24 protein-coding genes, 2 tRNA genes and 1 other RNA gene are annotated in these 24,398 nt (G+C 73.0%); 15 read left to right on the plus strand and 12 right to left on the minus strand.

From position 1 onward, the window contains the following. Positions 1–119: 119 nt before the first annotated feature. Positions 120–1,373, plus strand: a complete 1,254-nt coding sequence (locus ABZK10_RS13575) for a glycosyltransferase (RefSeq protein WP_353809832.1) — start codon at positions 120–122, stop codon at positions 1,371–1,373. Between the two features lie 10 nt (positions 1,374–1,383). Beyond that, positions 1,384–1,457 (plus strand) — tRNA-Ile (locus tag ABZK10_RS13580). Here ABZK10_RS13580 and ABZK10_RS13585 read toward each other — a convergent pair. Then, positions 1,439–2,413 (minus strand): SDR family oxidoreductase, encoded by a 975-nt coding sequence (locus tag ABZK10_RS13585; RefSeq protein ID WP_353809833.1) that lies wholly within the window; start codon positions 2,411–2,413, stop codon positions 1,439–1,441. The genes ABZK10_RS13580 and ABZK10_RS13585 overlap by 19 nt on opposite strands. Positions 2,414–2,538: 125 nt before the next feature. On the opposite strand from ABZK10_RS13585, the gene ABZK10_RS13590 reads away from it, so the two are divergent. The 5 genes from ABZK10_RS13590 (at position 2,539) to ABZK10_RS13610 (ending at position 5,856) form a co-directional block, all read left to right on the plus strand. After that, positions 2,539–3,681, plus strand: coding sequence for a 3-hydroxyisobutyryl-CoA hydrolase (locus ABZK10_RS13590; protein WP_353809834.1), 1,143 nt, complete (start codon positions 2,539–2,541; stop codon positions 3,679–3,681). 7 nt (positions 3,682–3,688) lie between these two features. Then, entirely contained in the window at positions 3,689–4,159 is a 471-nt protein-coding gene (locus ABZK10_RS13595; protein ID WP_353809835.1) for an NUDIX domain-containing protein, read from the plus strand. A 188-nt stretch (positions 4,160–4,347) separates the two neighbouring features. After that, the gene (locus ABZK10_RS13600; RefSeq protein WP_353809836.1) at positions 4,348–4,539 is read left to right on the plus strand and encodes a hypothetical protein; all 192 of its coding nucleotides are present in this window, start codon (positions 4,348–4,350) and stop codon (positions 4,537–4,539) included. A gap of 147 nt (positions 4,540–4,686) precedes the next feature. Next, positions 4,687–5,706, plus strand: a complete 1,020-nt coding sequence (locus ABZK10_RS13605; protein ID WP_353809837.1) for a sodium:calcium antiporter — start codon at positions 4,687–4,689, stop codon at positions 5,704–5,706. Between the two features lie 18 nt (positions 5,707–5,724). Then, on the plus strand, positions 5,725–5,856 hold the full coding sequence (locus ABZK10_RS13610) for a hypothetical protein (protein WP_353809838.1): 132 nt from the start codon (positions 5,725–5,727) through the stop codon (positions 5,854–5,856). Here the strand turns inward: ABZK10_RS13610 and ABZK10_RS13615 are convergent, their stop codons facing one another. After that, complete coding sequence (locus tag ABZK10_RS13615) at positions 5,857–6,618, minus strand: putative endonuclease domain-containing protein (protein WP_353809839.1); 762 nt, start codon at positions 6,616–6,618, stop codon at positions 5,857–5,859. It abuts the gene before it with no gap. 110 nt (positions 6,619–6,728) lie between these two features. Between ABZK10_RS13615 and ABZK10_RS13620 the strand changes: the two genes are divergently transcribed. Together ABZK10_RS13620 and ABZK10_RS13625 are read left to right on the plus strand one after the other, a co-directional pair. Next, the gene (locus ABZK10_RS13620; protein WP_353809840.1) at positions 6,729–8,462 is read left to right on the plus strand and encodes a bifunctional 3'-5' exonuclease/DNA polymerase; all 1,734 of its coding nucleotides are present in this window, start codon (positions 6,729–6,731) and stop codon (positions 8,460–8,462) included. Between the two features lie 189 nt (positions 8,463–8,651). Continuing rightward, positions 8,652–9,170 (plus strand): DUF3145 domain-containing protein, encoded by a 519-nt coding sequence (locus ABZK10_RS13625; protein ID WP_353809841.1) that lies wholly within the window; start codon positions 8,652–8,654, stop codon positions 9,168–9,170. Positions 9,171–9,328: 158 nt separating this feature from the next. Here the strand turns inward: ABZK10_RS13625 and ABZK10_RS13630 are convergent, their stop codons facing one another. The 8 genes from ABZK10_RS13630 to aceE all read right to left on the minus strand — a co-directional run bounded on the left by ABZK10_RS13630 (position 9,329) and on the right by aceE (position 18,348). Beyond that, the gene (locus ABZK10_RS13630) at positions 9,329–10,078 is read right to left on the minus strand and encodes a cytochrome c biogenesis protein CcdA (protein WP_353809842.1); all 750 of its coding nucleotides are present in this window, start codon (positions 10,076–10,078) and stop codon (positions 9,329–9,331) included. Between the two features lie 8 nt (positions 10,079–10,086). Beyond that, on the minus strand, positions 10,087–10,635 hold the full coding sequence (locus tag ABZK10_RS13635) for a thioredoxin family protein (RefSeq protein ID WP_353809843.1): 549 nt from the start codon (positions 10,633–10,635) through the stop codon (positions 10,087–10,089). Positions 10,636–10,726: 91 nt separating this feature from the next. Then, the gene (locus tag ABZK10_RS13640) at positions 10,727–11,962 is read right to left on the minus strand and encodes a beta-ketoacyl-[acyl-carrier-protein] synthase family protein (protein ID WP_353809844.1); all 1,236 of its coding nucleotides are present in this window, start codon (positions 11,960–11,962) and stop codon (positions 10,727–10,729) included. An 81-nt stretch (positions 11,963–12,043) separates the two neighbouring features. Beyond that, a complete protein-coding gene (locus ABZK10_RS13645; protein WP_353809845.1) occupies positions 12,044–12,292 on the minus strand; it encodes an acyl carrier protein in 249 nt (82 codons plus the stop codon). A gap of 66 nt (positions 12,293–12,358) precedes the next feature. Further along, positions 12,359–13,363 carry a beta-ketoacyl-ACP synthase III gene (locus tag ABZK10_RS13650; protein WP_353809846.1) on the minus strand — a complete coding sequence of 335 codons (1,005 nt, stop codon included), beginning with the start codon at positions 13,361–13,363 and terminating at the stop codon, positions 12,359–12,361. Between the two features lie 29 nt (positions 13,364–13,392). Continuing rightward, the gene (locus ABZK10_RS13655; RefSeq protein WP_353809847.1) at positions 13,393–14,313 is read right to left on the minus strand and encodes an ACP S-malonyltransferase; all 921 of its coding nucleotides are present in this window, start codon (positions 14,311–14,313) and stop codon (positions 13,393–13,395) included. Between the two features lie 100 nt (positions 14,314–14,413). Continuing rightward, the gene (locus ABZK10_RS13660) at positions 14,414–15,616 is read right to left on the minus strand and encodes a PucR family transcriptional regulator (RefSeq protein WP_353809849.1); all 1,203 of its coding nucleotides are present in this window, start codon (positions 15,614–15,616) and stop codon (positions 14,414–14,416) included. Between the two features lie 5 nt (positions 15,617–15,621). Further along, positions 15,622–18,348, minus strand: a complete 2,727-nt coding sequence (gene aceE, locus ABZK10_RS13665; RefSeq protein WP_353809850.1) for a pyruvate dehydrogenase (acetyl-transferring), homodimeric type — start codon at positions 18,346–18,348, stop codon at positions 15,622–15,624. Between the two features lie 222 nt (positions 18,349–18,570). On the opposite strand from aceE, the gene ABZK10_RS13670 reads away from it, so the two are divergent. After that, positions 18,571–18,643 (plus strand) — tRNA-Val (locus ABZK10_RS13670). A 25-nt stretch (positions 18,644–18,668) separates the two neighbouring features. On the opposite strand, the gene ABZK10_RS13675 is transcribed toward ABZK10_RS13670, so the two are convergent. Further along, the gene (locus ABZK10_RS13675; RefSeq protein ID WP_353809851.1) at positions 18,669–20,762 is read right to left on the minus strand and encodes a multicopper oxidase family protein; all 2,094 of its coding nucleotides are present in this window, start codon (positions 20,760–20,762) and stop codon (positions 18,669–18,671) included. A gap of 187 nt (positions 20,763–20,949) precedes the next feature. On the opposite strand from ABZK10_RS13675, the gene ABZK10_RS13680 reads away from it, so the two are divergent. The 5 genes from ABZK10_RS13680 to rnpB all read left to right on the plus strand — a co-directional run bounded on the left by ABZK10_RS13680 (position 20,950) and on the right by rnpB (position 23,567). After that, positions 20,950–21,117, plus strand: a complete 168-nt coding sequence (locus tag ABZK10_RS13680; RefSeq protein ID WP_353809852.1) for a hypothetical protein — start codon at positions 20,950–20,952, stop codon at positions 21,115–21,117. Positions 21,118–21,135: 18 nt separating this feature from the next. Beyond that, positions 21,136–21,531 carry a hypothetical protein gene (locus ABZK10_RS13685; RefSeq protein ID WP_353809853.1) on the plus strand — a complete coding sequence of 132 codons (396 nt, stop codon included), beginning with the start codon at positions 21,136–21,138 and terminating at the stop codon, positions 21,529–21,531. 10 nt (positions 21,532–21,541) lie between these two features. Continuing rightward, the gene (locus ABZK10_RS13690; protein WP_353809854.1) at positions 21,542–22,363 is read left to right on the plus strand and encodes a Nif3-like dinuclear metal center hexameric protein; all 822 of its coding nucleotides are present in this window, start codon (positions 21,542–21,544) and stop codon (positions 22,361–22,363) included. 43 nt (positions 22,364–22,406) lie between these two features. Then, a complete protein-coding gene (locus ABZK10_RS13695) occupies positions 22,407–23,144 on the plus strand; it encodes a zinc ribbon domain-containing protein (protein ID WP_353809855.1) in 738 nt (245 codons plus the stop codon). Positions 23,145–23,191: 47 nt separating this feature from the next. After that, positions 23,192–23,567, plus strand: an RNA gene (gene rnpB / locus ABZK10_RS13700) — RNase P RNA component class A. A 19-nt stretch (positions 23,568–23,586) separates the two neighbouring features. Here rnpB and ppgK read toward each other — a convergent pair. After that, positions 23,587–24,387: a polyphosphate--glucose phosphotransferase gene (gene ppgK, locus ABZK10_RS13705; protein ID WP_353809856.1), complete on the minus strand. Its 801-nt coding sequence runs from the start codon at positions 24,385–24,387 to the stop codon at positions 23,587–23,589. Between the last annotated feature and the right edge of the window lie 11 nt (positions 24,388–24,398).

Raw genomic sequence — 24,398 nt, forward strand, 5'->3', positions numbered from 1 at the left:
CCGGGGGCGACCCGAACGGGTAGGCTAGTGTGCTGTCCACGCGCCCGGGACACCCGATCCCACGCCGACGACGGGGTCATCACCCCGCACCCCCTCTGATCGAACAGGACCACCGCCACGTGTCTGACACCCCCGATGCGCATGCCGCCGAGTCCTCGACGGCGGAGGGCCGGCGCCCCCTGCGCGTCCTGATCGGGGCGGACACCTTCGCGCCCGACGTCAACGGGGCGGCGCGGTTCGCCGAGCGGCTCGCCGCAGGACTCGTCGAGCGCGGGCACGAGGTGCACGTGGTCGCTCCGTCGCCGAGCCGCCGGCACGGCACCTGGACCGAGGTCCACGAGGGACAGCAGATCGTCACGCATCGCCTGTACAGCTGGCGCTGGTACCCGCACGACTGGCTGCGGTTCGCGCTGCCGTGGCGCATCCGGGCCAACAGCGCCCGCATCCTCGACGAGGTCCGGCCCGACGTGGTGCACTTCCAGTCGCACATCGTGGTGGGGCGCGGCCTGTCCGTCGAGGCGAAGGCGCGGGGCATCCGCATCGTGGGCACCAACCACTTCATGCCCGAGAACATGCTCGAGTTCACGCTCATCCCGAAGGCGTGGCAGGAGTGGGCCGTCGGGCTCGCCTGGAAGGCCGCCCGGCGCACGTTCGGCCGTGCGGAGTCGGTCACGACCCCGACCCGCCGCGCCGCCGAGTTCCTCGAGAAGTACACCGGCCTCAGCGGCGTGCATGCGATCTCCTGCGGCGTCGACGCGGCCAGGTACTCGCCGAACTGGGAGCCCCGCACCGAGAACCGCATCGTGTTCGTCGGCCGCGTCACGGGCGAGAAGCAGATCGACGTGCTGCTGCGCGCCGCGACGCTGCTGCCGCCCGAGCTCGACGCGAAGATCGAGATCGTCGGCGGCGGCGACCAGAAGCGCAACCTCGAGCACCTCGCGGTCGAACTCGGCATCGCCGACCGCGTCACCTTCACCGGCTACGTGACCGACGAGCAGCTGCGCGACGTCTACCACCGGGCATCCGTGCTCGCGATGCCCTCGATCGCCGAGCTGCAGTCGATCGTGACCATGGAGGCGATGGCCTCGGCGCTGCCCGTCGTGGCCGCGAACGCCATGGCGCTGCCGCATCTCGTGCACGACGGCGAGAACGGCTACCTCTTCGAGCCGGGCAGCCCGGAGGACCTGGCGGCGAAGCTCCGCATGGTGCTCGAGGCCGACCCGGAGCGCTACGCCGAGTACAAGCGGGAGTCCCTCCGACTCATCGCCGCGCACGACATCCAGCGCACGCTGACGACGTTCGAGAGCCTGTATCGTGGTGAGCCGGTGACCGATCCGGTCACCGATGGTGCGTCGGCGGCTCGGCCCGAGTGAGTCGGTGCGCGGGGCGGTAGCTCAGCCGGTTAGAGCAGTGGACTCATAATCCATCGGTCACGGGTTCAAGTCCCGTCCGCCCTACCGTCGGTCGATGCGGCGTCACCCCCGCGGTCGCCGGGCCCCGCCGGACGGCCGCTTCCGACGCGATCGAGCGCGAACCGCCAGGCACGCGCCGCCTCCGTCGGCGACCGCAGCCGACGGAACGCGGGTTCCTCCGCACCGGGGCCCGCGAGCTGGAGCACGCCGGACGGCCCGAAGAATCCGGTGCCGTCGCCCTCGCTCGCCAGCGCGAGGAGCGCCGGCTCGGCGGCCTGCGCCGGCGGGTTGCCGGTGTGCTCCTCGGCCGCATGCAGCAGGACCGGCGGGACGAGGGCGCGCACCGCGGGCGCGATGCCGGTGCCCGGTGCCACGCCCGGGTGGCAGAGGTTGACGCGGATGCCCCACCCGACCTCGGCACTCCGGCGCCCCAGTTCCATGCCGAACAGTCCCAGCGCGAGCTTCGAGGCCGCGTACGCGCGCATCGGTGCGTAGCGCCGTTCCGGCTGCGGGTCGTCCCAGTCGATGCGCGCCGTGGCGGCGGCGAGGCTGCACTGGATCGCCACGCGTGCGCCGCGCCTCCGAAGCAGCGGCAGGAGCCCGAGCACCAGCGCGGCGTGCCCGAGGAAGTTCACCTGGAGGTGCAGTTCGTTGCCGTCGACGGTCACGCGCCTGCCGTGCTCGCCCAGCAGCACGACTCCGGCATTCAGCACGAGCAGGTCGATGGGACGCTCCTCGCGTCGAAGGGCGTCCGCGAGGCCGCGCACGGAGTCGAGTACCGCGAGGTCCAGGTCGCGGACGTGGAGCTGCGCGTCCGGTGTGGACGCACGGATCTCGTCGGCGACCCGCTCGCCCTTCCCGCGGTCGCGCACCGGCATCAGCACCTCGGCTCCGGCGCCGGCGAGCGCCCGCGCGACCTCCACTCCGACGCCGCTCGACGCGCCGGTGACGAGCGCCCTCCTCCCGTGCCAGTCGGGCAGCTGCAGCGGCGAACGGGACATGACTCCAAGGATGCCGAACCGCACGGGAACGGCGTGCCGCGACCCGCGCATCCGTCGGGTGCGACACGGCGCCGTGGCGCGAGCCGGTCTCGCGCACGGCCTCCGGCCCGGTAGCGTGGGGGACGATGTCTACGCCTGTCAGCGCCGAGGTCCGGGGATCCGTCGGCCACCTGCGTCTCACCCGTCCCGATTCGATCAATGCCATCGACCTCGCCATGATGCAGGGGTTGAGCGACGCGCTCGACGCCTGGGCGGAGGACGATGCCGTCGAGGCCGTGCTGCTCGACGGCGTCGGCGACTACGGGTTCTGCGCGGGCGGCGACTTCCGCGAGATCCTCGCGCGGGCCGCCGAGGGCATGACCATCGGCTCGGTGTTCTTCCGCAACGAGTACCGGGTGATCGCCAAGCTCGCCGAGTACCCCAAGCCGGTCGCCTCGATCATGCACGGCATGACGATGGGCGGCGGCATCTCGCTCGGCGGCCACGTCGCCACCCGCGTGGTGACCGACCGCGTGAAGCTGGGGCAGCCCGAGACCGGCTACGGCTTCGTGCCCGACGGCGGGGCGACCTGGCGGCTCGCGCGCACGCCCGGCGAGATCGGCACCTACCTGGCGCTGAACTCGGTCGACCTGACCGCGGCCGACGCGATCGCGCTCGACTTCGCCGACGCGATGGTGCCCGCCGACCGCGTGGAGGAGCTCACCGCCGCGCTCCTCGACGCCGACGCCGGCGCCCACGCCGCGACGGTCGCCGAGTTCGCCGTCGACGCGGGGCCCTCGCCGGTGCTGGCGCGGCAGGACTGGATCGACGCCTGCTACTCGGCCGACTCGGTGGAGGCGATCCTCGAGCGGCTGTGGTCGTTCTCCAACGGTCGCGCGGTGCAGGGCCTGAAGGCGGAGGACTCGGCCGACCCCGACGCCGCGACCGCTGCGGGCGAGGCCGCCGAGATGCTCCTCCGGCTGTCGCCGACGGCACTGGTCGCCACCCTGCGCTCGGTGCGCGCCGCGCGCGACGGCGAGACCCTGCGTGACGCGCTCGAGCGCGAGCTGCGCCTCGCCCGCTGGTTCACCACCCAGCCCGACCTCTTCACGGGCGTGCAGGCGCTCGTCGCCCAGAACACGGGCACGCTGCACCAGGACACGGTGCCCGAGTGGAAGCCGGGCGGCCTCGAGGACGTCGACCTCACCGACATCGTCGCGGCGATGGAGACGCCATTGCGCCACAGCGTGTTCGACCGGGGCCTGGCCATCCCCGAGGCCGAGGCGTAGGAGCGCGGTGGAGGACGCCGATGCGTACCTGCGTCGGCTGCGCCGCGCCGTCGGCCACGACCCGCTCTGGCTCACGAGCGTCACGGGCGTGGTGCTCGACGCGGATGCCTCGCGCTGCCTGCTCGTGCGCCGGTCCGAGACCGGCCTGTGGGCGCCCGTCGCCGCGGTGCTCGGCCCGGGGGAGGAGCCCGCGCCGGCGATCGAGCGCGCCGTCCGTCTCGACACGGGTGCGGATGCGACGACCGACCGGCTCGCGTGGGTGCACGTCACCCGGCCCCTGCAGTACGCGAACGGCGATCGCGCGCAGTACCTGAACCTCGTCTTCCGCCTGCGGGCGGCGCCGGCGACGGATGCCCCCGAGCCGGCCCGCGCCCGGTGGTTCCCGCTCGACGGGCTCCCGTCCGACCTCGGCGACGACCACCGCGAACGCATCGCGGCCGCGCTCGCGCCCGGCACGGGCACCCGGTTCGCGCGCTGAGCCGGTGGCAACGCCGAGACGCCGTCCGTCGAGCGATGCGGCGGCGCGGGCGGGGCTGCCGCTTCCAGGTCGTCGACGTCTGCGTGCGGCCCGAGCACCGGGGTCGGTGCTGGGGAGTCTGACGCGGCCGGGCGCGGGCACTGTGCGTTTCCGGAGGCGGCGGACCGGAACGCGGTAGCGTGGAGCGCATGGATCTCCAGCTGCTGATCGGGATCGGGGTCTTCGTCGTCGTCGTCGGCGGGGCGTCGTGGTACTTCTTCATCCGCCGCGACGAGCCGAAGGTGCACACCTACGGCTCCCGCGAGAGCGACCAGAACATGAACCTCGCAGAGGCGCAGACCGACCTCGGCCGGCACGGCCGCATCGGGGGCGACGTCTAGTCCCACGCGGCATCCGCCGTCGTATCGTCCTGGCCGAGCGCGCGTCAAGCGGTCGCGCCGGGCAGCGCGCCCGCCTAGGCTGCCGCGCATGCCGTCCTCCCCGCACGCCCGCGCCGCCCGCCCCGCTCGACCGAGCACGGCGCGCGCGTGACGGGCGCCTGGCCGCTCTGGGCGAGCATCCTCGGGCTCGTGGCATCCGGCCTCGTCATCGTCTCGGCAGGCTGGAGGCTCACCCGCACCGCCGACCTGCTGGCGGTGCGCACCGGCATGGGGCAGGCCCTCGCGGGGGCGCTGTTCCTCGGCGCCGTGACCTCGCTGCCCGGCATCATCACGACCGTGACCGGCGCGACGGCGGGCGACGCGGGCTTCGCCCTCGCGAACCCCGTCGGCGGCATCGCGGTGCAGACCGTGTGGCTCGCCGTGGCCGACCTCGTCTACCGCCGCGCGAACCTCGAGCACTCGGCCGCCTCGCTCGAGAACCTGCTGCAGTCGCTCGTGCTGGTGGCGATCCTCGCCGTGCCCGTGGTCGCATACGCGACGCCGGAGTTCGCGATCGGCTGGATCCATCCGGCGACCCTCGCGATCCCGCTGCTGTACGGCTACGGGCTGTTCCTCACCAACCGCATGCGTGCCGACCCCATGTGGGAGCCGGTGCAGACGCCCGACACGCAGCGCGAGTCCGAGGAGGACGACGACGAGCGCATCCCGACGCGGGTGCTCTGGCGCCGGCTCGTGGTGCTCGCGGGCATCGTGGGCGCGACCGGCTGGGTGATCGGGCAGTCGGGGCTCGGCCTCATCGCGGCCACGGGGTGGCCGAGCGGCGTGACGGGCTTCACGGTGACGACCGCGATCACGTCGCTGCCCGAGCTCGTGACGCTCATCGCCGCCGTGCGGATGGGCGCGCTGACCCTCGGGGTCGGCAACATCATCGGCGGCAACCTCTTCGACAGCCTGATGATCCCCGTGGCCGACGCCGCGTACACCGACGGCACGATCTACGAGGCCGCGGGCCCGTCGAGCCTGGTGCTGCTCGGCGGCACGGCGCTCATGACGGCCGTGCTCGCGGCGGGCCTGCTCGTGCGCGAGCGGAAGGGCATCGGGTTCGAGGGACTGTCGATCCCGGCGGTCTACGGACTGACGGTGGCGGCCGCCATCGCCGCCACCTGACCGCGATAGGGTCGCTGCATGCTGGACGTCTCGACCCCCGCCGGCGTCGCCTTCGCGCTGCTGGTCGTCGCCTCCCTGCTCACGACCCTCATCCTCGCGGTCGTGCGCCTCGTGCGGATGTCGCGTGAGGACGACGACGAGGACGAGTGATCACGTCGCGAGCGCCTCGTCGGGCACCCGCAGCGCATCGACCGCCAGGTCTCCCCGGATGCGCCGCATGAGCGCCACGACCTCGTCGACCACGTCCTCGGTGAGACCGGTGCACGTGACGGAGTAGGGGCCGAGCGGTTCGAGCCCACGGGCGCGGATGCGGATGACCTCCCAGCCGACCTCGTTCAGCGCCGCGTCCTTCTCCTGGTCGGAGCCCTCCTTGAGCCCGCGGTGCGCGCGACCGCCGCGACCGGGGTCGTCGTACTCCACGGCGATGCGCAGCTGCGGCACGAGGATGTCGGGCCAGACCTCCTGCCTCCCGTAGAACATGCGCGCCGTGCGCACCGCGTTCACGCGGTGGTGCAGGCGGATGCGACGGGCCAGCATGATGCGCAGGCGCTGCTCGGTCGCGGAGGTGCGCACCTTCAGTCCGGGCTTCATGAAGGCCAGGCCCGCCTCGCGCGCGGCGCCGGGCGACGCGGCGTTCCGGATGCACTTGGCGCAGCTCGGGCCCGTGAGCACCGCGCGCACGGACGCCCGGTAGCGATCGTGCCCGCGCGGGCAGCGCCACTCGTACTCGGCGCCCACGCGGGTCTCCACGGCGACCGCGCGCCGGTCGGGCGGTGCGGCCTTCGCGATGAGCTCGCGACGCGAGCGCTGCGTCTCGTCGAGCAGCATGCACAGCGGGCACGGACGCGACAGCGCGACCACGCCGTCGCCGCGCGGGGCGCCGTGGCCGCAGCCGAAGCGCACCGCGGTCATCGCACGGCTCCGAGGCCGGGAGCGGGCGCGGGATGCTGCGTCGTCGTCATGCCCCGGATGCTCCCACCACCCGGCGACACCGGCACCCCGCGTCCCCGGTGCAGGCCAGAATGGGAGGCGTGCACCTCCTCCTCGCCCGCGCCGCATCGGGCGCGGCCTCGATCGTGCACCTCGAGGAGGGCACGGTCGAGCGGCTGGCCGACGCCGACCTGCCGGTGCGGGTGGCCGAACTCGAGACGCGTGGGCCGCGCTGGGTCTGGAGCGACACGCGCCACTGGTACCGGCCGCTGCTCGCCGCGGGCGTGCGCGTCGAGCGCTGCCACGACCTGCGGCTGGCCCGCGCCATCCTCCGCGCGTCGAGCCTGGTCGAGGGCTACGACGCCGCCGAGGGCCACGACGCCGGCTGGGACGCCCCGCCCGCGGAGCCGCTGCCGTCGGCCGCATCCCGCGGCACGCCGCTGTTCGAGTTCGGCGAGCTCGAGGCATCCGTCGCGCCGACCCGCAGCGTCGACCTCCACTCGGCACCCGAGTCCACCGCCGAGTACGACCGGCAGCGGGCCGCGATCGAGGCGTCGGGAGCGGATGCGCCGAGGCTGCGCCTCCTCCTCGCGGCGGAGTCGGCGGGAGCGCTCGTCGCCGCCGAGATCCACGCGGGCGGCATTCCGTGGCGCCGCGACGCCCACGAGGCGGTGCTCGAGGCGGCGCTCGGCGATCGACCGGCCAGCGGGCGCAAGCCGCGTCGCCTCGAGGAGCTGCAGGCCGAGATCGCCGACGCGCTCGGCGGCCCGGTGCAGCCCGACTCCCAGTCGGAGCTCCTGCGCGCCCTGCAGCGGGCGGGCCTGCCGGTGCGCACGACGCGGGCGTGGGAGCTGCAGGAGGTCGACCACCCGGCGATCGCGCCGCTGCTGCAGTACAAGAAGCTCGCGCGCCTGCTCGCCGCGAACGGCTGGGCCTGGCTCGACGAGTGGGTGCGCGACGGCCGGTTCCGTCCCGACTACCTGCCGGGCGGCGTGGTCACCGGCCGGTGGGCGACCCGCGGGGGAGGCGCGCTGCAGCTGCCCAAGGCGGTGCGCGGCGCCGTGGTCGCCGACCCCGGGTGGCGGCTCGTGGTCGCCGACGTGGCGCAGCTCGAGCCGCGCGTGCTCGCTGCGATGGCCGGCGACCGGGCGATGGCCGAGTCCGCTCGCGGCGCCGACCTGTACGACGGCATCGTGCGGCGCGGCGTCGTCGCCACCCGCGACGAGGCGAAGGTCGCCATGCTCGGCGCCATGTACGGCGCGTCGAGCGGCGACGGCGGCCGGCTCGCGCCGCGGCTCGGGCGGGCGTACCCGCAGGCGATGGGCCTCGTCGACGCCGCCGCGCGCGTCGGCGAGTCCGGAGGCGTCGTGACGACCCTCCTGGGGCGCTGCTCGCCCGCGCCCTCCGCCGACTGGCGCGCGCTGCAGTCGGCCGCCTCGCAGCCCGACGCCACGCCCGCCGACGAGCGGCGGGCCCGCACCACGGCGCGTGAATGGGGCCGGTTCACCCGCAACTTCGTGGTGCAGGGCACCGCGGCGGAGTGGGCGCTGTGCTGGCTGGCCGAGATCCGCCGCGGGCTGCACGCCCTCGAGGTGCCCGTCACGGCACGCCGGTCGACCGCCGCCGGCCCGGTGTTCGCGGGCCGCCCGCACCTGGTCTACTTCCTCCACGACGAGGTCATCGTGCACGCTCCGGCGGGGTGCGCGGATGCGGCCGCCGACGTGGTGCGCGACGCCGCCGTGCGCGCGGGCGAGCTGCTGTTCGGGGATGCGCCGGTCGACTTCCCGCTCGACCTCGCGATCGTCGACCGCTACTCCGACGCGTGAGGGTGCCGAGCCGTACGCCCCGGTCGTCCGGATCGGCGTGGGCGAACCGCGGATCACACCCTTGTCATTCCGGGCCTCGTGGGGGAAGATTGCCTCGACGCGAGGCGACTCGCGCCGACAGCTGAACACGAAGCTCCATCCGTGCCCGAGGTCGTAGGGGAAGACGCACCTCGAGAAACGGAGCAGGAGATGACGGATGCAACTCGGCAGGCCATGCCTGCGCGGGGCGTGGTCTACGTGCACTCGGCGCCTCGCGCACTCTGCCCGCACGTGGAGTGGGCCATCGGTCGCGCACTGGGCCAGGCGGTGAGCCTGGACTGGGCCGACCAGCCGGTGCTGCGCGGCGCCCAGCGCGCCGAGGTGTACTGGGAGGCAACCCAGGGCACGGGCGCGGCCATCGCATCGTCGCTGCGCGGGTGGGAGCACCTGCGATTCGAGGTCACCGAGGACCCGTCTCCGGGCTCCGACGGCGCGCGGTGGATGCACACGCCCGACCTCGGGGTGTTCCACGCGCAGCTCGACACGTCGGGGAACGTGGTCGTCCCCGAGGACCGGGTCCGGTACGCCATGGAGATCGCGGGCGCCGATGCCGTCGAGCTGCACCGCGAGCTGCGCCTCGCGCTCGGGCAGGAATGGGACGACGAACTGGAGCCGTTCCGCCACGCGAGCGACTTCGCACCCGTGGTCTGGCTGCACAAGGTGGGGTAGCGGTCGGGCCCGCGCACCGGGCCGCGTGGCGCTCCGCGTCGTCGGATGAGGGATTCCCCGGCGGTGCGTGCGAGCGAAACGCACCCGGTTCGCCCCGCGGGCGGCGGATGCCACGAGGCATCCGCCGCCCGCCCCCCATGTTGGCGCGTGGCGATGCGTCAGGGCAGCAGCGACCGCTCGAGCTCCTCGATGGGGGCGTACCAGCCCTGGTCGAGCACGAAGGTCTGCAGCGTCTTGTCGAGCCCCAGCACCACGCCGACGCCGACGATCACCAGCAGCACGCCGACCGTGCGGCGCAACCACCCGCTCGGGTCCGCGAGCCAGCCGAGCCGCCGTGCGAGGCCCTGCCCGGCGAGCCCGATGAGCAGCAGCGCCAGCGCGAGCCCCAGCGCGTACACCGACACGTAGAGCGTGCCCGCGGCCAGCGAAGCCGGCAGCACCGTGGCGACGATCAGCGCATAGGTCGGGCTGCAGCTCGAGAACGCGGGCCCGAGCGCGGCGCCGAGCAGCACGTCGCCGCCCAGCCCGCCGCGACGGTAGCCGGCATCGAGCAGCCGCCCGCCGCGCGCCTGCAACCCGGTCGCGAGCTGGATGCGCTCCCACGTGCGCGGCATCGCGAGGGTCAGCCCGAACACGGCCACGATCACGCCGGACAGGAGCTGCCAGACCAGCACCGGCACGCCCAGCAGCGCCGTCGTCGCCTTCAGCAGCATCGTGAACGCCACGACGGACACGGCGAGGCTGGCCGCGATGACGAACGGGCGGTACCAGGCGCGCTCGGCGACCTCGGCGTCGGTGGAGCTGCGCACGACCGAGCCGCCCACGATCACGGGCAGCAGCGGCAGCACGCACGGCGCGAGCACCGTGAGCACGCCCGCGGCGAATGCGGCGAGGGTCAGTGCGAGCACGGCCGGCGTCAGCTCCCGGCGATGCCGAGCGCGGCGAGCGACGGCGCGAGCACGGGCTGCTCGTAGGCCACGTAGCGGTCGACGAGCGCACCGGAGCCGTCCACGTGCACGAGCGTCGTCTGCAGCGTCACGCCGTACTGCGCGCGCAGGTCCTGGTGCGAGTCGTAGTCGACCTTCAGCACCGTGACGCCGTCGGGCACCCCGGAGGCCAGGATGTCGGCCTCGAGCGCGCGGCACTGCACGCACCAGGTCGCATGGAAGAACAGCACGCGCTCGCCCTCGGCGGCGTCGAGCGCGGCAGGGGAGTAGTCGACGTACGCACCCGGCGTCGCGGCGTCGGGTGCGGCACCGGAGGCATCCGCGGCATCCGCCGACTCCGTGGTCCCGCCGTCCTCGGTGGCGTCCGGGGTCGCGGGCTCGGCCGCGGCGCGCGCCGACGGCGATGCGGCGGTCTCGACGGCGTCGTCGCCGCCCGTCGCTGCGAAGACCACGGCGGTGGCGATGCCGCCGGCGACGAGCACGCCGACGACGGTGAGGGCGATGGATCGGGGAGTCACGCGCCCATCATGGCATCCGGCCGCGCATGCGCACGGACGGTTCGCGCGGCCGTCACCACCTCGTAAGGAGTGGCGACGGCCGCGCGGCGGGTCAGGCGGTGCGGAACGCCGCGACGGCGTTGTGGCCGCCGAACCCGAAGGAGTTGCTGATCGCCAGCGCGTCGCCGTCGCCCAGCGCGCGCGGCTCGGTGACGACGTCGAGCGGGATCTCCGGATCCTGCTCCGACAGGTTGATCGTCGGCGGCATGACGCGCTCGGAGAGCGCGAGCACCGTGAACATGGCCTCGATCGCGCCGGCGCCGCCGAGCAGGTGGCCGGTGGACGACTTGGTCGCGGTCACGGCGATGTCGTCGAGCCCGTCGCCGAACACGCGGCGGAGCGCGTTGTACTCGGCGATGTCGCCCACGGGCGTGCTCGTCGCGTGCGCGTTGATGTGGCGCACGTCGGACAGCTCGGCGCCCGCGTTGCGCACGGCGGCGATCATGGCGCGGGCCGCGGCCGACCCCTCGGGGTCGGGTGCCGTGATGTGGTACGCGTCGCTCGTGATCGCCCCGCCGAGCACCTCGGCGTAGATGCGGGCGCCGCGGGCCCTGGCGTGCTCCTCGGTCTCGAGCACGAGCGCAGCAGCGCCCTCGCCGAGCACGAACCCGTCGCGACTCACGTCGTAGGGGCGCGAGGCGACCGACGGGTCGTCGTTGCGGCGCGACAGCGCCTGCATCGACGCGAACGCGGCGATGGGCAGCGGGTGGATGGCCGCCTCCGAGCCGCCGGCGATGACGACGTCGGCCAGGCCGTCCTGCAGGTGATCGTAGGCGTTCACGATCGCCTCGGTGCTCGAGGCGCAGGCCGACACGACGGTGCGGATGCCGGCGCGCGCGTGCAGGTCCATGCCGATCGCCGCGCCCGGGCCGTTGGGCATGAGCATCGGGACGGTCATGGGCAGCACGCGGCGCGGGCCGCGCTCGCGCAGGGTGTCCCACGCGTCGAGCAGCGTCCAGACGCCGCCGATGCCGGTCGACCAGTCGACGGCGAGCCGCTCGGGCGCGACCTCGGGCGCACCGGCGTCGGCCCAGGCCTCGCGGCCGGCGACGAGCGCGAACTGGCTCGACGGGTCGAGACGCTTGGTCTCGTGCCGCGCGAGCACGTCCGCGGTGGGCACGGCGGCCTGCGCGGCGAAGGTGACGGGCAGCTCGTGCTCCGAGGCCCATCCGGCCTCGATGCTGGTGGCGCCGGAGGTTCCGGCGAGGAGCGCCTTCCAGGTGTCGACGGCGGTGCCGCCGAGCGGTGTGGTGGCGCCGATTCCCGTGACGACGATCTTCTTGGTCATGACGATGGACTCTCTCGGGGAGGGGGTGGCGTGGGCATGTCGTGGGGCCGGCCGACGAGCGGCCGGCCCCACCCGATGCGACTAGGCCTGGGCCTTGACGATGAAGCCGACGGCGTCGCCGACGGTCTTGAGGTTCTTGACCTCTTCGTCGGGGATCTTCACGTCGAACTTCTCCTCGGCGTTGACCACGATGGTCATCATCGAGATGGAGTCGATGTCGAGGTCGTCGGTGAACGACTTGTCCAGCTCGACCGTGTCGGTCGCGATGCCGGTCTCGTCGTTGATGAGCTCGGCCAGGCCGGCCAGGACTTCTTCGGTGGACAGTGCCATGGTGCGTTTCTCCTTGTGATGTCGCTCGTATGACCGGGGTTCAGTCTAGAGGGGGGTGGATGCGGCTCAGGGAAGAACCACGACTTGCGCGCCGAACACGAGCCCGGCGCCGAACCCGATCTGCAGGGCGAGGCCGCCCGACAGCTCGGGGTGCTCGGTCAGCAGGCGGTGCGTCGCGAGCGGGATGGATGCGGCAGACGTGTTGCCGGTGGTCTCGATGTCGCGGGCGATGGCGACCGTGTCGGGCAGCCCGAGCTGCTTGGCGAACTCGTCGATGATGCGCATGTTCGCCTGGTGGGGGATGAAGGCGGCGAGGTCGGATGCCTCGACGCCGGCCGCCTCGAGCGCCTGCTTGGCGACCTTGGCCATCTCCCAGACGGCCCAGCGGAACACCGCGGGACCCTCCTGGCGGAGCGTCGGCCAGGCGGCCGTGCCGTCGCGGAACTCGGTGAGCTTGGCGTTCATCGAGACCACGTCGGCCTTCGAGCCGTCGGAGCCCCAGACCGTGCGCGAGATGCCGGGCGTCTCGCTCGGCCCGATCACCGCGGCGCCGGCGCCGTCGCCGAGCAGGAACGAGATCGAGCGGTCGGCGGGGTCGACCACGTCGGAGAGCTTCTCCGCGCCGATCACGAGCGCGTAGTGGGCGGCGCCGGTGCGGATCAGGGCGTCGGCCTGGGCCACTGCGTACGCGTAGCCGGCGCAGGCCGCGTTCGAGTCGTACGCGGCGGCCGGGTTCGCACCGACCCGGTCGGCGACGATCGCCGAGATCGACGGGGTCTGCAGGGTGTTGCTGATGGTCGCGACGATGACGAGGTCGATCTCGGCCGGGTCGACGCCCGACCGCTCGATCGCCTCCTTCGCGGCCTCGGTGGCGAGGTCGACCGCACCGATCCCGGCGCTGGCGCGCGTGCGCGTGACGATCCCGGTGCGCTGGCGGATCCACTCGTCGGAGGAGTCGATCGGCCCGATCAGGTCGTCGTTGGGCACGATGCGGTCGCCGCGGGCCGCGCCCAGAGCGAGGATGCGCGTGTATGCGGGGCCGGTGGCCTGCTTGAGGGTGGGGGTCGTCATGGGTGCTCTCTGTCGGGGTCGGGTGCCGCTCACGCGACGGCGTCGAGGAGGTCGCGCGCAGCGGCCAGGTCGTCGGGCGTCTTGACCGCGACCGACGGCACGCCGCGCAGCCCGCGCTTGGCGAGGCCGACCAGCGCGCCCGCCGGTGCCAGTTCGATGATGCCCGAGACGCCGCGGTCGGCGAAGGACGCCATGCACAGGTCCCAGCGCACGGGCGATGAGACCTGTCCGACGATGAGCTCGAGGTAGCGGGCGCCCGATTCGACGATCGACCCGTCGTTGTTGGTCCAGAGCGGCAGCGACGGGTCGTGCACGTCGAGGGTGCCGGCCGCCTCGGCGAGTCGATCGACCGCGGGAGCCATGTACGCCGTGTGGAATGCGCCGGCGACCTGGAGCGGCACCACGCGTGCGCCGCGCGGGGCGTCCTCGGCGAGCTTCGCGAGCGCGTCGCGGGCGCCCGCGACGACGACCTGGCCGCCGCCGTTGACGTTCGCCGGCGCCAGGCCGAGCTCGGCGAGCTTCGCGTCGAGCGACTCGGCGTCGCCGCCGAGCACCGCGCTCATGCCCGTCTCCTCGAGGGCGGCCGCGTCGGCCATCGCCCGCCCGCGCACGGCGACGAGCCGCATCGCGTCGTGCTCCGAGAGCACGCCTGCGCCCGCTGCGGCGGTCAGCTCGCCGACCGAGTGCCCGGCGATGCCGCCGATGCGCTCGCGTCCGCCGTCTTCGGTGAGCGCTCGCAACGTCATCAGGCCCGCGGCGACGATCAGCGGCTGGGCGATCGCCGTGTCGCGGATCGTGTCCGCATCGCTCTCGGTGCCGTGCCGCACGAGGTCGACGCCGGCGGCATCCGACAGCTCGGCCAGGTGGGCGGCGTACGACGGCTCTGCGAGCCAGGGCGAGAGGAAGCCGGGGGTCTGGGATCCCTGACCCGGGCACACGACGACGATCACCGTTCCAGTCTGCCAACGCGACGCGCGGCGCGAGTGTGCATGCTCGACAAGGCTCGGCGCGAACCGTTGTCCAGATGCCACAGCGACATCCGGGAACGGATCAGGACCGGCGCACCGGGGTCTCGTGGTCGCTCATCGACCCGATGATGAGCGCGGCCTGCAGGATCAGCGCCTCACGCGCACCCGTGGCGTCCCACCCGATGACGTCCGACACGCGCTTCAGCCGGTACCGCACGGTGTTGGGGTGCACGAAGAGCTCGCGGGCCGTCGCCTCGAGCGAGCGGCCGTTGTCGAGGTAGCACCAGAGCGTCGTGAGCAGCTCGGTCGAGTGCGCCTGCAGCGGCCGGTAGATGCGATGCACGAGGGTCGCCCGGGCGAGCGGGTCGCCCGCGAGGGCCCGCTCGGGCAGGAGGTCGTCGGCGTGCACCGGTCGCGGGGCGTGCCGCCACGACCGGGCGACGGCGAACCCGGCGAGGGCCGCACGGGCGCTCTTCGAGGCGTCGACGAGGTTCGGCACCTCGTGGCCGAGCACCAGGTGCCCGGGCCCGAAGTGCGGCTCGAGCGCGACGGCGATCTCCATGAAGCTGAGCGCGGCCGACGTGCCGATCTGCTCGTCGCCGTCGTGGGTGCGCGGGTCGGACCGGCCGACGACGAGCACGAGGCGACTGCCCTGCACGCCGATCAGCACGTCGGCGGCCATGTGCCGTGCGGCGCGGCGCACCTGGTCGACGTCGAGCGTCTTCGGCGTGGTGCCCACCAGCACCGCGACCTCGCCGTGTCCGTGCCAGCCCAGTGCGGCGATGCGGCTCGGCAGCTCCTCGTCGTACTCGCCGGAGAGGATCGAGTCGACGACGAGCGCCTCGAGGCGCGCGTCCCACAGGCCGCGCGCCTCCGCGGCGCGCGCGTAGACGTCGGCGGCGGCGAACGCGATCTCCCGCGAGTACAGCAGGATCGCCTCGCGCAGTGGCTCGCCGCCGTCCTTCACCCGCTCCTCGACGACCTCCACGGTCACGCGGATGAGTTGCAGCGTCTGCTGCAGGCTCACCGAGCGCAGGAGCTCGCGCGGGGCCGCGCCGAACACGTCGGCGGCGATCCACGGCGTCGACCGCGGGTCGTCGAACCAGGCGATGAACGAGGTGATGCCCGCCTGCGCGACGAGGCCGACCGCCGAGCGGCGGCTCGGAGGCATGTCGCCGTACCACGGCAGCGTGTCCTCGAGTCGCTTGAGCGTCGCGGTCGACAACTCACCGGAGATCGTCCGCAGCCATGCGAGCGTCTCCGCCTTCGTCCGGTTGGCGGCCACGTCGGCTAGCTCTCACCCCCGGCGGACCCGGTGGTGCCGGCGTTCACGTCGTGCAGCCGGTACTTCTCGATGGCCTGCGCCGGGATGCCGCGGTCGATCTCGCCGCGCTGGGCGAGCATCTCGAGCGTGCGCACCACGACCGACGGGCCGTCGATGGTGAAGAAGCGACGCGCGGCGGGGCGGGTGTCGCTGAAGCCGAAGCCGTCGGCGCCGAGCGTCGCGAAGTCGCCGGGCACGTACGCGCGCACCTGGTCGGACACCGCGTGCATGTAGTCGGTCACCGCGACGAACGGGCCGCCGGCCGACTCGAGCTTGCTCGTGAGGTACGGCACCTGCGGCGTGGCATCCGGATTCAGGAAGTTGTGCTCGTCGGCGGCCAGGCCGTCGCGGCGCAGCTCCGACCACGAGGTCACCGACCACACGTCGGCCGACACGCCCCAGTCGTCGGCGAGGAGCTGCTGCGCCTCGAGCGCCCACGGGACGGCGACACCGGAGGCCATGACCTGGGCCTTCGGGCCCTGCACCTGCGAGGCCGAGATGCGGTGGATGCCGCGCTCGATGCCCTCGACGTCGACGCCCTCGGGCTCGGCGGGCTGCACGATCGGCTCGTTGTAGACCGTCAGGTAGTACATGACGTTCGGGTCGGGGTGCTCGCCGCCGTACATGCGCTTCAGGCCGGCCCGCATGATGTGGCCGATCTCGTAGCCGTAGGCGGGGTCGTAGGTGACGACCGCGGGGTTCGTCGACGCCAGCAGCGGCGAGTGCCCGTCGGCGTGCTGCAGTCCCTCGCCCGTGAGCGTGGTGCGGCCCGCGGTCGCGCCGATGATGAACCCGCGCGCCATCTGGTCGCCTGCGGCCCACATGGCGTCGCCCGTGCGCTGGAACCCGAACATCGAGTAGAAGACGTAGATCGGGATGAGCGGCTCGCCCTCGACCGAGTACGACGTGCCGATCGACGTGAACGCCGCCATCGCGCCGGCCTCGTTGATGCCGACGTGCACGATCTGGCCCTGCGGGCTCTCCTTGTACGCCAGCAGCAGCTCCCGGTCGACCGAGGTGTAGTGCTGGCCGTTCGGGTTGTAGATCTTCGCGCTCGGGAAGAACGCGTCGATGCCGAACGTGCGGGCCTCGTCGGGGATGATCGGCACGATGCGGTTGCCGAAGTCCTTCGCACGCATGAGGTCCTTCAGGAGGCGCACGAAGGCCATCGTCGTGGCGATCTCCTGGTGGCCCGAGCCCTTCTTCGCGATCGCGTAGGCCGAGTCGTCGGGCAGCGAGATCGCGGTGTGGTTCGTGCGGCGCTCCGGCAGGTAGCCGCCGAGCTCGCGCCGGCGCTCGTGCAGGTACTGGATCGCCTCGTCGTCCTCGCCCGGGTGGTAGTACGGCGGGAGGTAGGGGTTCTCCTCGAGCTGCGCGTCCGTGATCGGGATGCGCATGGTGTCGCGGAACGTCTTGAGGTTGTCCAGCGTCATCTTCTTCATCTGGTGGGTCGCGTTGCGGCCCTCGAACGCCGGACCGAGGCCGTAGCCCTTGATGGTCTTGGCGAGGATGACGGTGGGCTGCCCCTTGTGCTCGCTGGCGGCCTTGAAGGCGGCGTAGACCTTGCGGTAGTCGTGGCCGCCGCGCTTGAGGTTCCAGATGTCGTCGTCGGAGAGGTCCTTGACGAGCTCGAGCGCACGCGGGTCGCGTCCGAAGAAGTTCTCGCGCACGTACGCGCCCGACTCCGCCTTGTAGGTCTGGAAGTCGCCGTCGGGGGTGATGTTCATGAGGTTGCGCAGGGCGCCCTCGTCGTCGCGGCCGAGCAGGTCGTCCCACTCGCGGCCCCAGACGACCTTGATGACGTTCCAGCCGGCGCCGCGGAAGAAGCTCTCGAGCTCCTGGATGATCTTGCCGTTGCCGCGGACGGGGCCGTCGAGACGCTGCAGGTTGCAGTTGATGATGAAGTTCAGGTTGTCGAGGCCCTCGTTCGCCGCGACCTGCAGCTGGCCGCGGCTCTCGACCTCGTCCATCTCGCCGTCGCCGAGGAACGCCCAGACCTGCTGGTCGCTGGCGTCCTTGATGCCGCGGTTGGTGAGGTACTTGTTGAGCTGCGCCTGGTAGATCGCGTTGATCGGGCCGAGGCCCATCGACACGGTCGGGAACTGCCAGAACTCCGGCATGAGCCGCGGGTGCGGGTAGGAGGGCAGCCCGTTCGGGGCGTGCGACTTCTCCTGGCGGAACCCGTCGAGCTGGTCGGTCGTGAGCCGGCCCTCGAGGAAGGCGCGGGCGTAGGTGCCGGGGGAGGCGTGGCCCTGGACGTAGACCTGGTCGCCGCCACCCGGGTGGTCCTGGCCGCGGAAGAAGTGGTTGAACCCGACCTCGTAGAGCGCGGCCGACGATGCGTACGTCGAGATGTGGCCGCCGACGGCGATGCCGGGGCGCTGGGCGCGGTGCACGAGCATCGCCGCGTTCCAGCGGATCCACGCGCGGTAGCGGCGCTCGAGTCCCTCGTCGCCGGGGAACTCCGGCTCGTTCTCCGGAGCGATGGTGTTCAGGTAGTCCGTGGTGGGCACCATCGGCACGCCGAGGTGCAGCTCCTTGGAGCGCTTGAGCAGGCTGAGCATGATCTCGCGCCCGCGCTGGTGGCCCTGCGACGCGACCAGCGCGTCCAGGGACTCGGACCACTCCGCCGTCTCCTCCGGGTCGGAGTCCATCTCGGTTGCGGAGTACGGGTCCTGGTCGTTGACAGTCACACTCGACCTCTCTCGTGTCTCTCGTGGCAGATCCTGCCGTGACGGCGCGCGTTGGTGACGGCCGGGTCGCGGCACGCGGCACACCTTGCCATCCTAGGGTCTCGCGGAGCGAGCGACGCCAATCGGCGGATGCGGCGCCGCGCCATGCGGTCCGTGCCCGGCGCCGTGGGCGGTCGGAGCAGCTCGACGACGGTAGACTCGCAGGGTCGCGCAGGCGGCGGAGGGCCTTTAGCTCAGTTGGTAGAGCGCCACGTTTACACCGTGGATGTCATCGGTTCGAGCCCGGTAGGGCCCACGCCTCGCCTCCCGCCGGCGACCGCCTACGTCGGCTGGCCGGTCTGCGGGGGGCCGACGCGGAACGGGCGCATCATCTCGTTGTCCTCGTGCTCGACGATGTGGCAGTGCCAGACGTACTGGCCGGGCGTGTTGAACTGCGCGCGCACGCGGGTCACCTCGCCCGGGTAGGCGATCACGGTGTCCTTGACGCCCGTCTCCCACAGCTCCGGCGGAACTGCGGAACCGACCGGCTCGACGTGCGACGTGCCCTCGTCGACGAGGATCGGCTGCCGATCGACGACCTCGAACGCGACCTCGTGGATGTGGATCGGGTGCGCGTCGCCGGTGGTGTTGTAGAGCTCCCAGACCTCGGTGCCGCCCACCGTCGGGTTCTCGGTGAGCGCCTCGTCCCAGGTGCGCTCCGACCAGGTGCCGTCGTCGGCGACGACGCCGAGCTGGGCCTCGACGGGCCCCTCGGTGCCGTTGCCGGCCACCGCGGACTCCTCGATGAGCGCGAGCCGACGCGTCGCGGTCTCCGGTGGCAGCGGCGTCCGCAGCGGCAGTTGCAGGAAGGCCGGAGGCGTCGTGGCGTCCTGCCCGACGGCCGGCGCGACGCGGAACTGCATCACCTGGCCGGTCGTCAGCGGGTCGGCGGGATCGAAGTCCACCCCCGGCACGCCGCCGCCGAACGGTTCGTCGGGCCCGACGTTCTGCAGCACGTACTGCCCGACCGGCACGTCCGTGAAGTCGACGATGAGGTCCGCCCGTTCGGCAGGCCCGAGGAGCAGGCGGTCTCCGGTGCTCGACGTGAGGTCGACCGGCGCATCGAGGAACCCGCCCTCGTTGCCGATCGCCCAGGTGCGCACGCCGGGGACGCCCGCGAAGTCGAGGATGAGGAAGCGCGACTGGCAGCCGTTCAGGAACCGGAGCCGGTACCGGCGCTGCTCGACGTCCAGGAACGGCCAGGTGGTCCCGTTGACGATCAGCGTGTTCCCGAAGAACTCGGGGTTCCAGATCGGCGAGAACTCGCTGTCGGGGATGAACGGGCCGTCGATGCCGTCGAAGAAGGTGCGCGTGTCCGGGTAGAACAGGCTGCCGTCCGCGTTGAACGAGCGGTCCTGCACCGCGAGGGCGATCTCCCGGTAGGACTTGTTCGGCGGGAACTTGTCGTTCTCGCGCGGCGCGGGGCCGGGCAGCACGGCCCGCGTCCCGTCGCGGGAGTCGAGCACGGCGTCGTCGCCCTGCGGGCCGCCCCGGATCAGGTAGAACCCGGCGGGTCCGGCGTAGACGTTCAGTCGCGTCATCCCCAGTGCATGGTCGTGGTACCAGTCGGTCGAGGCGCGTCCCAGGTTGGGGTACTGCGACACGGCGGTGCCGGGGCCCCACGCGTAGGCCGGGTCCTGCCCGTATGCGGCTGCCGCCTTCGCGGCGAAGAATGCGTACCAGGTGCCCTCGGTCGCGTAGGACGCGGGGATGTCGATCGCGTCGGGGAGGAACCAGGCCTCGGTGTAGCCGTCGCTGTAGTCCCCGACGCCGACCGCGCCGTGCACGTGGGTGACGATCGGCACCGGCCCCTCGTAGGCGTCCGGGGTGCTCGTGAACGACGGGCGCGAGTCGCGACCGCCGGTGCCTCCCGGCGGGTTGGCCCAGTGCAGCGTGGGGTCGACCGGGAGCAGGTGCGGGAGCGCGCGGCCCGCATCGTCGGTGAGGGCGTTGATCCACGTGACGCGCACGGGCCGGTCGTAGGAGGCCTCGATCGTGAGCGACGGGGCGTTGTGCAGGAGCAGGCCGCGCTTCGAGGCGGCCCTCACCGCCCCGTAGCCCCAGAGCGTGGTCGCCGGCAGCGGGGTCGGCAGCACCTGCTGGGTGAACTGCCGCATCGAGATCTCGTAGGTGTCCGCGGGCTTCCCGCCGGGCATCGTGATGGTCCCCGACCGGGGCATCACCGGCGGCACCAGCACCGGCGCCTGGTACTTCGGGATGTCGCCGGGGGGCAGCGACCCTCCGGGGACCTCGGCCGCCGCGAGCGGCACCCGGAACGGGGTGCCGCCGACGGTTCCGACGAAGACCAGTCCGGCCCCCGCCACGGTTGCGATCCGGAGGAAGTCGCGCCGGCTTGCGGACGTTCGGGTGTCCATGATGGCTCCTCTCGGCATCGACGTCGTCGTCGGTCCGATCCGGGCCCGCTGCGAGCGCGGGCCATGCACGGGATGATTCCACCGGCCCGGGCCCCGCAGCGGGCCGAAGGACCCGCCGCGGTGTCGGATCGGGTCCTCCGCGACGGGAACGGCGACGGCCGTGCGCGGCGGCTCCTAGACTGCCCGCATGGGAGACGTGCATCCGGACGCCTGGGTCTCGCCGCACGCCGTGCTGCGGGGCGACGTCTCGATCGGACCCGGATCGCGCGTGCTCGACTTCGCCGTCCTCGACGGCCGCCGCGGGTCGGTGCGGATCGGCACCGACGTCGTGGTCATGGAGCACGCGGTACTGTGAGCGCGCGAGGAGCACCCGGTGGTGATCGGCGACGCCGTGCTGGTCGGCCCGCACGCGCACGTGAACGGCGCGCGCGTCGAGGACGAGGTCTTCCTCGCGACCGGGGCCGCGCTCTTCCCGGGTTCCCGCATCGGCACCGGCTCCGAGGTGCGGATCCACGGCGTCGTGCAGGTGAACTCGACGCTCGCGCCGGGCACGGTGGTGCCCATCGGATGGATCGCGGCCGGCACGCCCGCCGAGCTGTTCGCACCCGATCGGCACGACGATCTCTGGGCCGTGCAGCGCGAGCTGGACTTCCCCGGCACGGTGTACGGCGTCGGGCGCGACACGTCGATGCGCGAGCTCATGCGACTCCAGTCGGAGCAGTACGGGCCGGGCGCCGGCCCGGGAGACCCGCCGACGCCCCCGCGCTAGGCTGGCGCACGTGCCTGTCTCCCTCGCCGACGCCGTCGCCGCCGCGCACCGGCTCTGGCCGCTCGACGGCGCGGAGGCGTGGGACGCGCCCGGCCTCGTCAGCGGCGACCCGCGCTCCGAGGTGTCGCGCGTGCTGCTCGCCGTCGACCCCGTCGGGATCACCGTCGACGAGGCGCTCGATGGCGGGTACGACCTGCTGCTGACGCATCACCCCCTGCTCCTGCGCGGGGTGACCTCGGTCGCGGAGGACCGCTACAAGGGTGCGCTGCTGGCGCGGCTCATCAGAGGCGGATGCGCGCTGCTCGGCGCCCACACCAACGCCGACGTGGTGGAGGAGGGCACCTCAGCGGTGCTCGCCGCCGGGCTCGGCCTGGTCGACGCGCAACCGATCGTGCCGGGGGCCGTGCCGTCCCGAGGGCTCGGTCGGGTGGGCGATCTCGCCGAGCCGGTCACGCTCGGGCGCTTCGCGCGACGCGTGCTCGACCTGCTGCCCGCGACCGCGGGCGGCGTGCGGGTCGCGGGCGACTACGACCAGCCCGTGCGCCGCGTCGCCGTGTGCGGGGGAGCGGGCGACTCGCTGCTCGCCGACTCCGCCGTGCGCGCGGCGGACGCCTACGTCACGGCCGACCTCCGGCACCACCCGGCCTCGGAGTCGCGCGAGCAGACGTTCACCGCCGGCTCCGGGCCCGCGCTCGTCGACGTGTCGCACTGGGCGAGCGAATGGCTCTGGCTCGACGCCGCCGCGACCGAGTTGCGCGCCGCGCTGCCGGGCGTCGAGGTCGACGTCAGCGAGTCGCGCACCGACCCGTGGGACTTCGCCGTCGTACACTGACCGCTCCGGCGCATCCGCACCACCCCCAGACCGAGGAGAACACGTGAAGGCCACTCCCGCAGCGCAGCAGGAGCTCCTGCGCCTCCAGGCGCTCGACACCCGACTCCAGCAGATCGCGCACCGGCTCGGCGCGCTGCCGCAGGCGGAGCAGCTCGCCGAGCTCGGCAGCCGCGACGACCAGGCGCGCCGCAGGCGCACCGAGGCGTCCGGTGCGCTGGACGACGCGCGGGCCGAGCTGCGTCGCGTGGAGTCCGACGTGGAGGTCGTCGAGGCGCGGATCGCGCGCGACGACGCCCGCCTCGCGTCGAGCACCTCGATGAAGGACGTCGCGGGCCTGGAGTCGGAGCTCGCATCGCTGCGACGCCGCCTCGGCGACCTCGAGGACATCGAGCTCGCCGTCATGGAGCGCGTCGAGGAGCACGAGACCGCGGTGCACGGCATCGACGACGAGCGCGAGGACCTGGCCGGCGAGATCGCCCGCGTCTCGGACGAGCGCGACGAGGCGGCAGGTGCGCTCACGACCGAGCGCGACCAGGTCGCGCGCGACCGCGCGGCCATCGCCGAGGGCCTGCCGGAGGACCTCGCGGCGTTCTACGAGCGTCGCCGGGTCGCCGGCGGCGGCATCGGGGCGGCGCTGCTGCGCCAGCGCACCTGCGGCGGCTGCACCATCACGCTCACCGGGTCCGACCTCGAGGACGTGCGTCGCGCCGCGGACGACGACGTGCTGCAGTGCCCCGACTGCGACCGCATCCTCGTGCGCACCGACGAGTCCGGCCTCTGACGCCGCACCCGGCGCGCGCCTCCGACCGGTAGGCTGGAGGGTGCGAGCGGGTCGGCAAGACGGTCGCGTCGCCCGAGCGATCGGGCGCCGAGGAACGTCCGGGCTCCGCAGGGCAGGACGGTGGGTAACACCCACCCGGGGCAACCCGCGAGACAGTGCCACAGAAAGCAGACCGCCACGGGCTCCGGCCCGCGGCAAGGGTGAAACGGTGGGGTAAGAGCCCACCAGCGGCCGCGGTGACGCGGTCGGCTCGGCAAACCTCGTCCGGAGCAAGGCCAGACAGGGAACCATGGGGCTGCCCGTCCCGTTCCCGGGTGGGCCGCTGGAGGGTCACGGCGACGTGGCCCCGAGAGAGATGGCCGTCCAGCCGGTGTCGCGCAAGCGCCCGGTGAACAGAACCCGGCGTATCAGCCGGCCCGCTCGCCCCACCGGGACGCCGGTGTCACCCCTCGTTCGACGACGACGGATGCTCCACGCCGGCCGCCCACTCCGTGCCGTACACCACGGCCATCGCGGCGGCGCCCAGGATGCCCGCGTTGTTCCGATGCACCGCCGGCACGATCGGGGTGTTCAACTTCAGCAGCGGCAGGAAGTGCTCGTGCCGCTTCGAGACCCCGCCGCCGACGATGAACAGGTCGGGGGAGAACAGGAACTCCACCGTCTCGTAGTAGCGCTGCAGCCGCTTGGCCCACTTCTCCCAGGTGAGCTCCTTGCGCTCCATCACCGAGTACGCGGCGCGGCTCTCCGCATCCCTGCCGTCGATCTCGAGGTGGCCGAGCTCCGAGTTGGGCACCAGCACGCCGTCGTAGAGGAGCGCGGAGCCGATGCCGGTGCCGAGCGTCGTCATGATCACGAGTCCGCGTTCGCCCAGGCCGGCACCGAACCGCGACTCGGCGTAGCCCGCGGCATCCGCGTCGTTGATGAAGTGGATGGGCACGCCGAGCTCCTTCTCGAACAGCGCCTCGGCCGGGAGGCCGATCCACTCGTCGGAGATGTTCGCCGCCGACATCGTGCGGCCGTGCCGCACGATCGCGGGGAAGCAGATGCCGATCGGCGTCTGCCCGTCGTGGTCGAGCTGCCCGAGGAGCTCCTTCGTGGCCTCCAGGATGTCGGCCGGTTCGCCCCCCTGCGGCGTCGGCACCTTGATGCGATCGGAGACCAGCTCGCCGGCGTCGACGTCGACCATCGCCCCCTTGATGCCGGTTCCGCCGATGTCGATGCCGATGGCTCGCTCCCCGCCCATGTGGTCACCCT

Origin of the sequence: Agromyces sp. SYSU T00194 (assembly GCF_040496035.1) — a bacterium.
GTDB classification, from domain to species: Bacteria; Actinomycetota; Actinomycetes; order Actinomycetales; family Microbacteriaceae; genus Agromyces; species Agromyces chitinivorans.

Excerpts from the sequence above, each read along its gene's own strand:
- ABZK10_RS13585 (WP_353809833.1), bottom strand. The coding sequence starts at position 2,413 with ATGTCCCGTTCGCCGCTGCAGCTGCCCGACTGGCACGGGAGGAGGGCG.
- ABZK10_RS13590 (WP_353809834.1), top strand. The coding sequence starts at position 2,539 with ATGTCTACGCCTGTCAGCGCCGAGGTCCGGGGATCCGTCGGCCACCTG.
- ABZK10_RS13600 (WP_353809836.1), top strand. The coding sequence starts at position 4,348 with ATGGATCTCCAGCTGCTGATCGGGATCGGGGTCTTCGTCGTCGTCGTC.
- ABZK10_RS13610 (WP_353809838.1), top strand. The coding sequence starts at position 5,725 with ATGCTGGACGTCTCGACCCCCGCCGGCGTCGCCTTCGCGCTGCTGGTC.
- ABZK10_RS13615 (WP_353809839.1), bottom strand. The coding sequence starts at position 6,618 with ATGACCGCGGTGCGCTTCGGCTGCGGCCACGGCGCCCCGCGCGGCGAC.
- ABZK10_RS13620 (WP_353809840.1), top strand. The coding sequence starts at position 6,729 with ATGGGAGGCGTGCACCTCCTCCTCGCCCGCGCCGCATCGGGCGCGGCC.
- ABZK10_RS13625 (WP_353809841.1), top strand. The coding sequence starts at position 8,652 with ATGACGGATGCAACTCGGCAGGCCATGCCTGCGCGGGGCGTGGTCTAC.
- ABZK10_RS13640 (WP_353809844.1), bottom strand. The coding sequence starts at position 11,962 with ATGACCAAGAAGATCGTCGTCACGGGAATCGGCGCCACCACACCGCTC.
- ABZK10_RS13645 (WP_353809845.1), bottom strand. The coding sequence starts at position 12,292 with ATGGCACTGTCCACCGAAGAAGTCCTGGCCGGCCTGGCCGAGCTCATC.
- ABZK10_RS13650 (WP_353809846.1), bottom strand. The coding sequence starts at position 13,363 with ATGACGACCCCCACCCTCAAGCAGGCCACCGGCCCCGCATACACGCGC.
- ABZK10_RS13675 (WP_353809851.1), bottom strand. The coding sequence starts at position 20,762 with ATGGACACCCGAACGTCCGCAAGCCGGCGCGACTTCCTCCGGATCGCA.
- ABZK10_RS13680 (WP_353809852.1), top strand. The coding sequence starts at position 20,950 with ATGGGAGACGTGCATCCGGACGCCTGGGTCTCGCCGCACGCCGTGCTG.
- ppgK (WP_353809856.1), bottom strand. The coding sequence starts at position 24,387 with ATGGGCGGGGAGCGAGCCATCGGCATCGACATCGGCGGAACCGGCATC.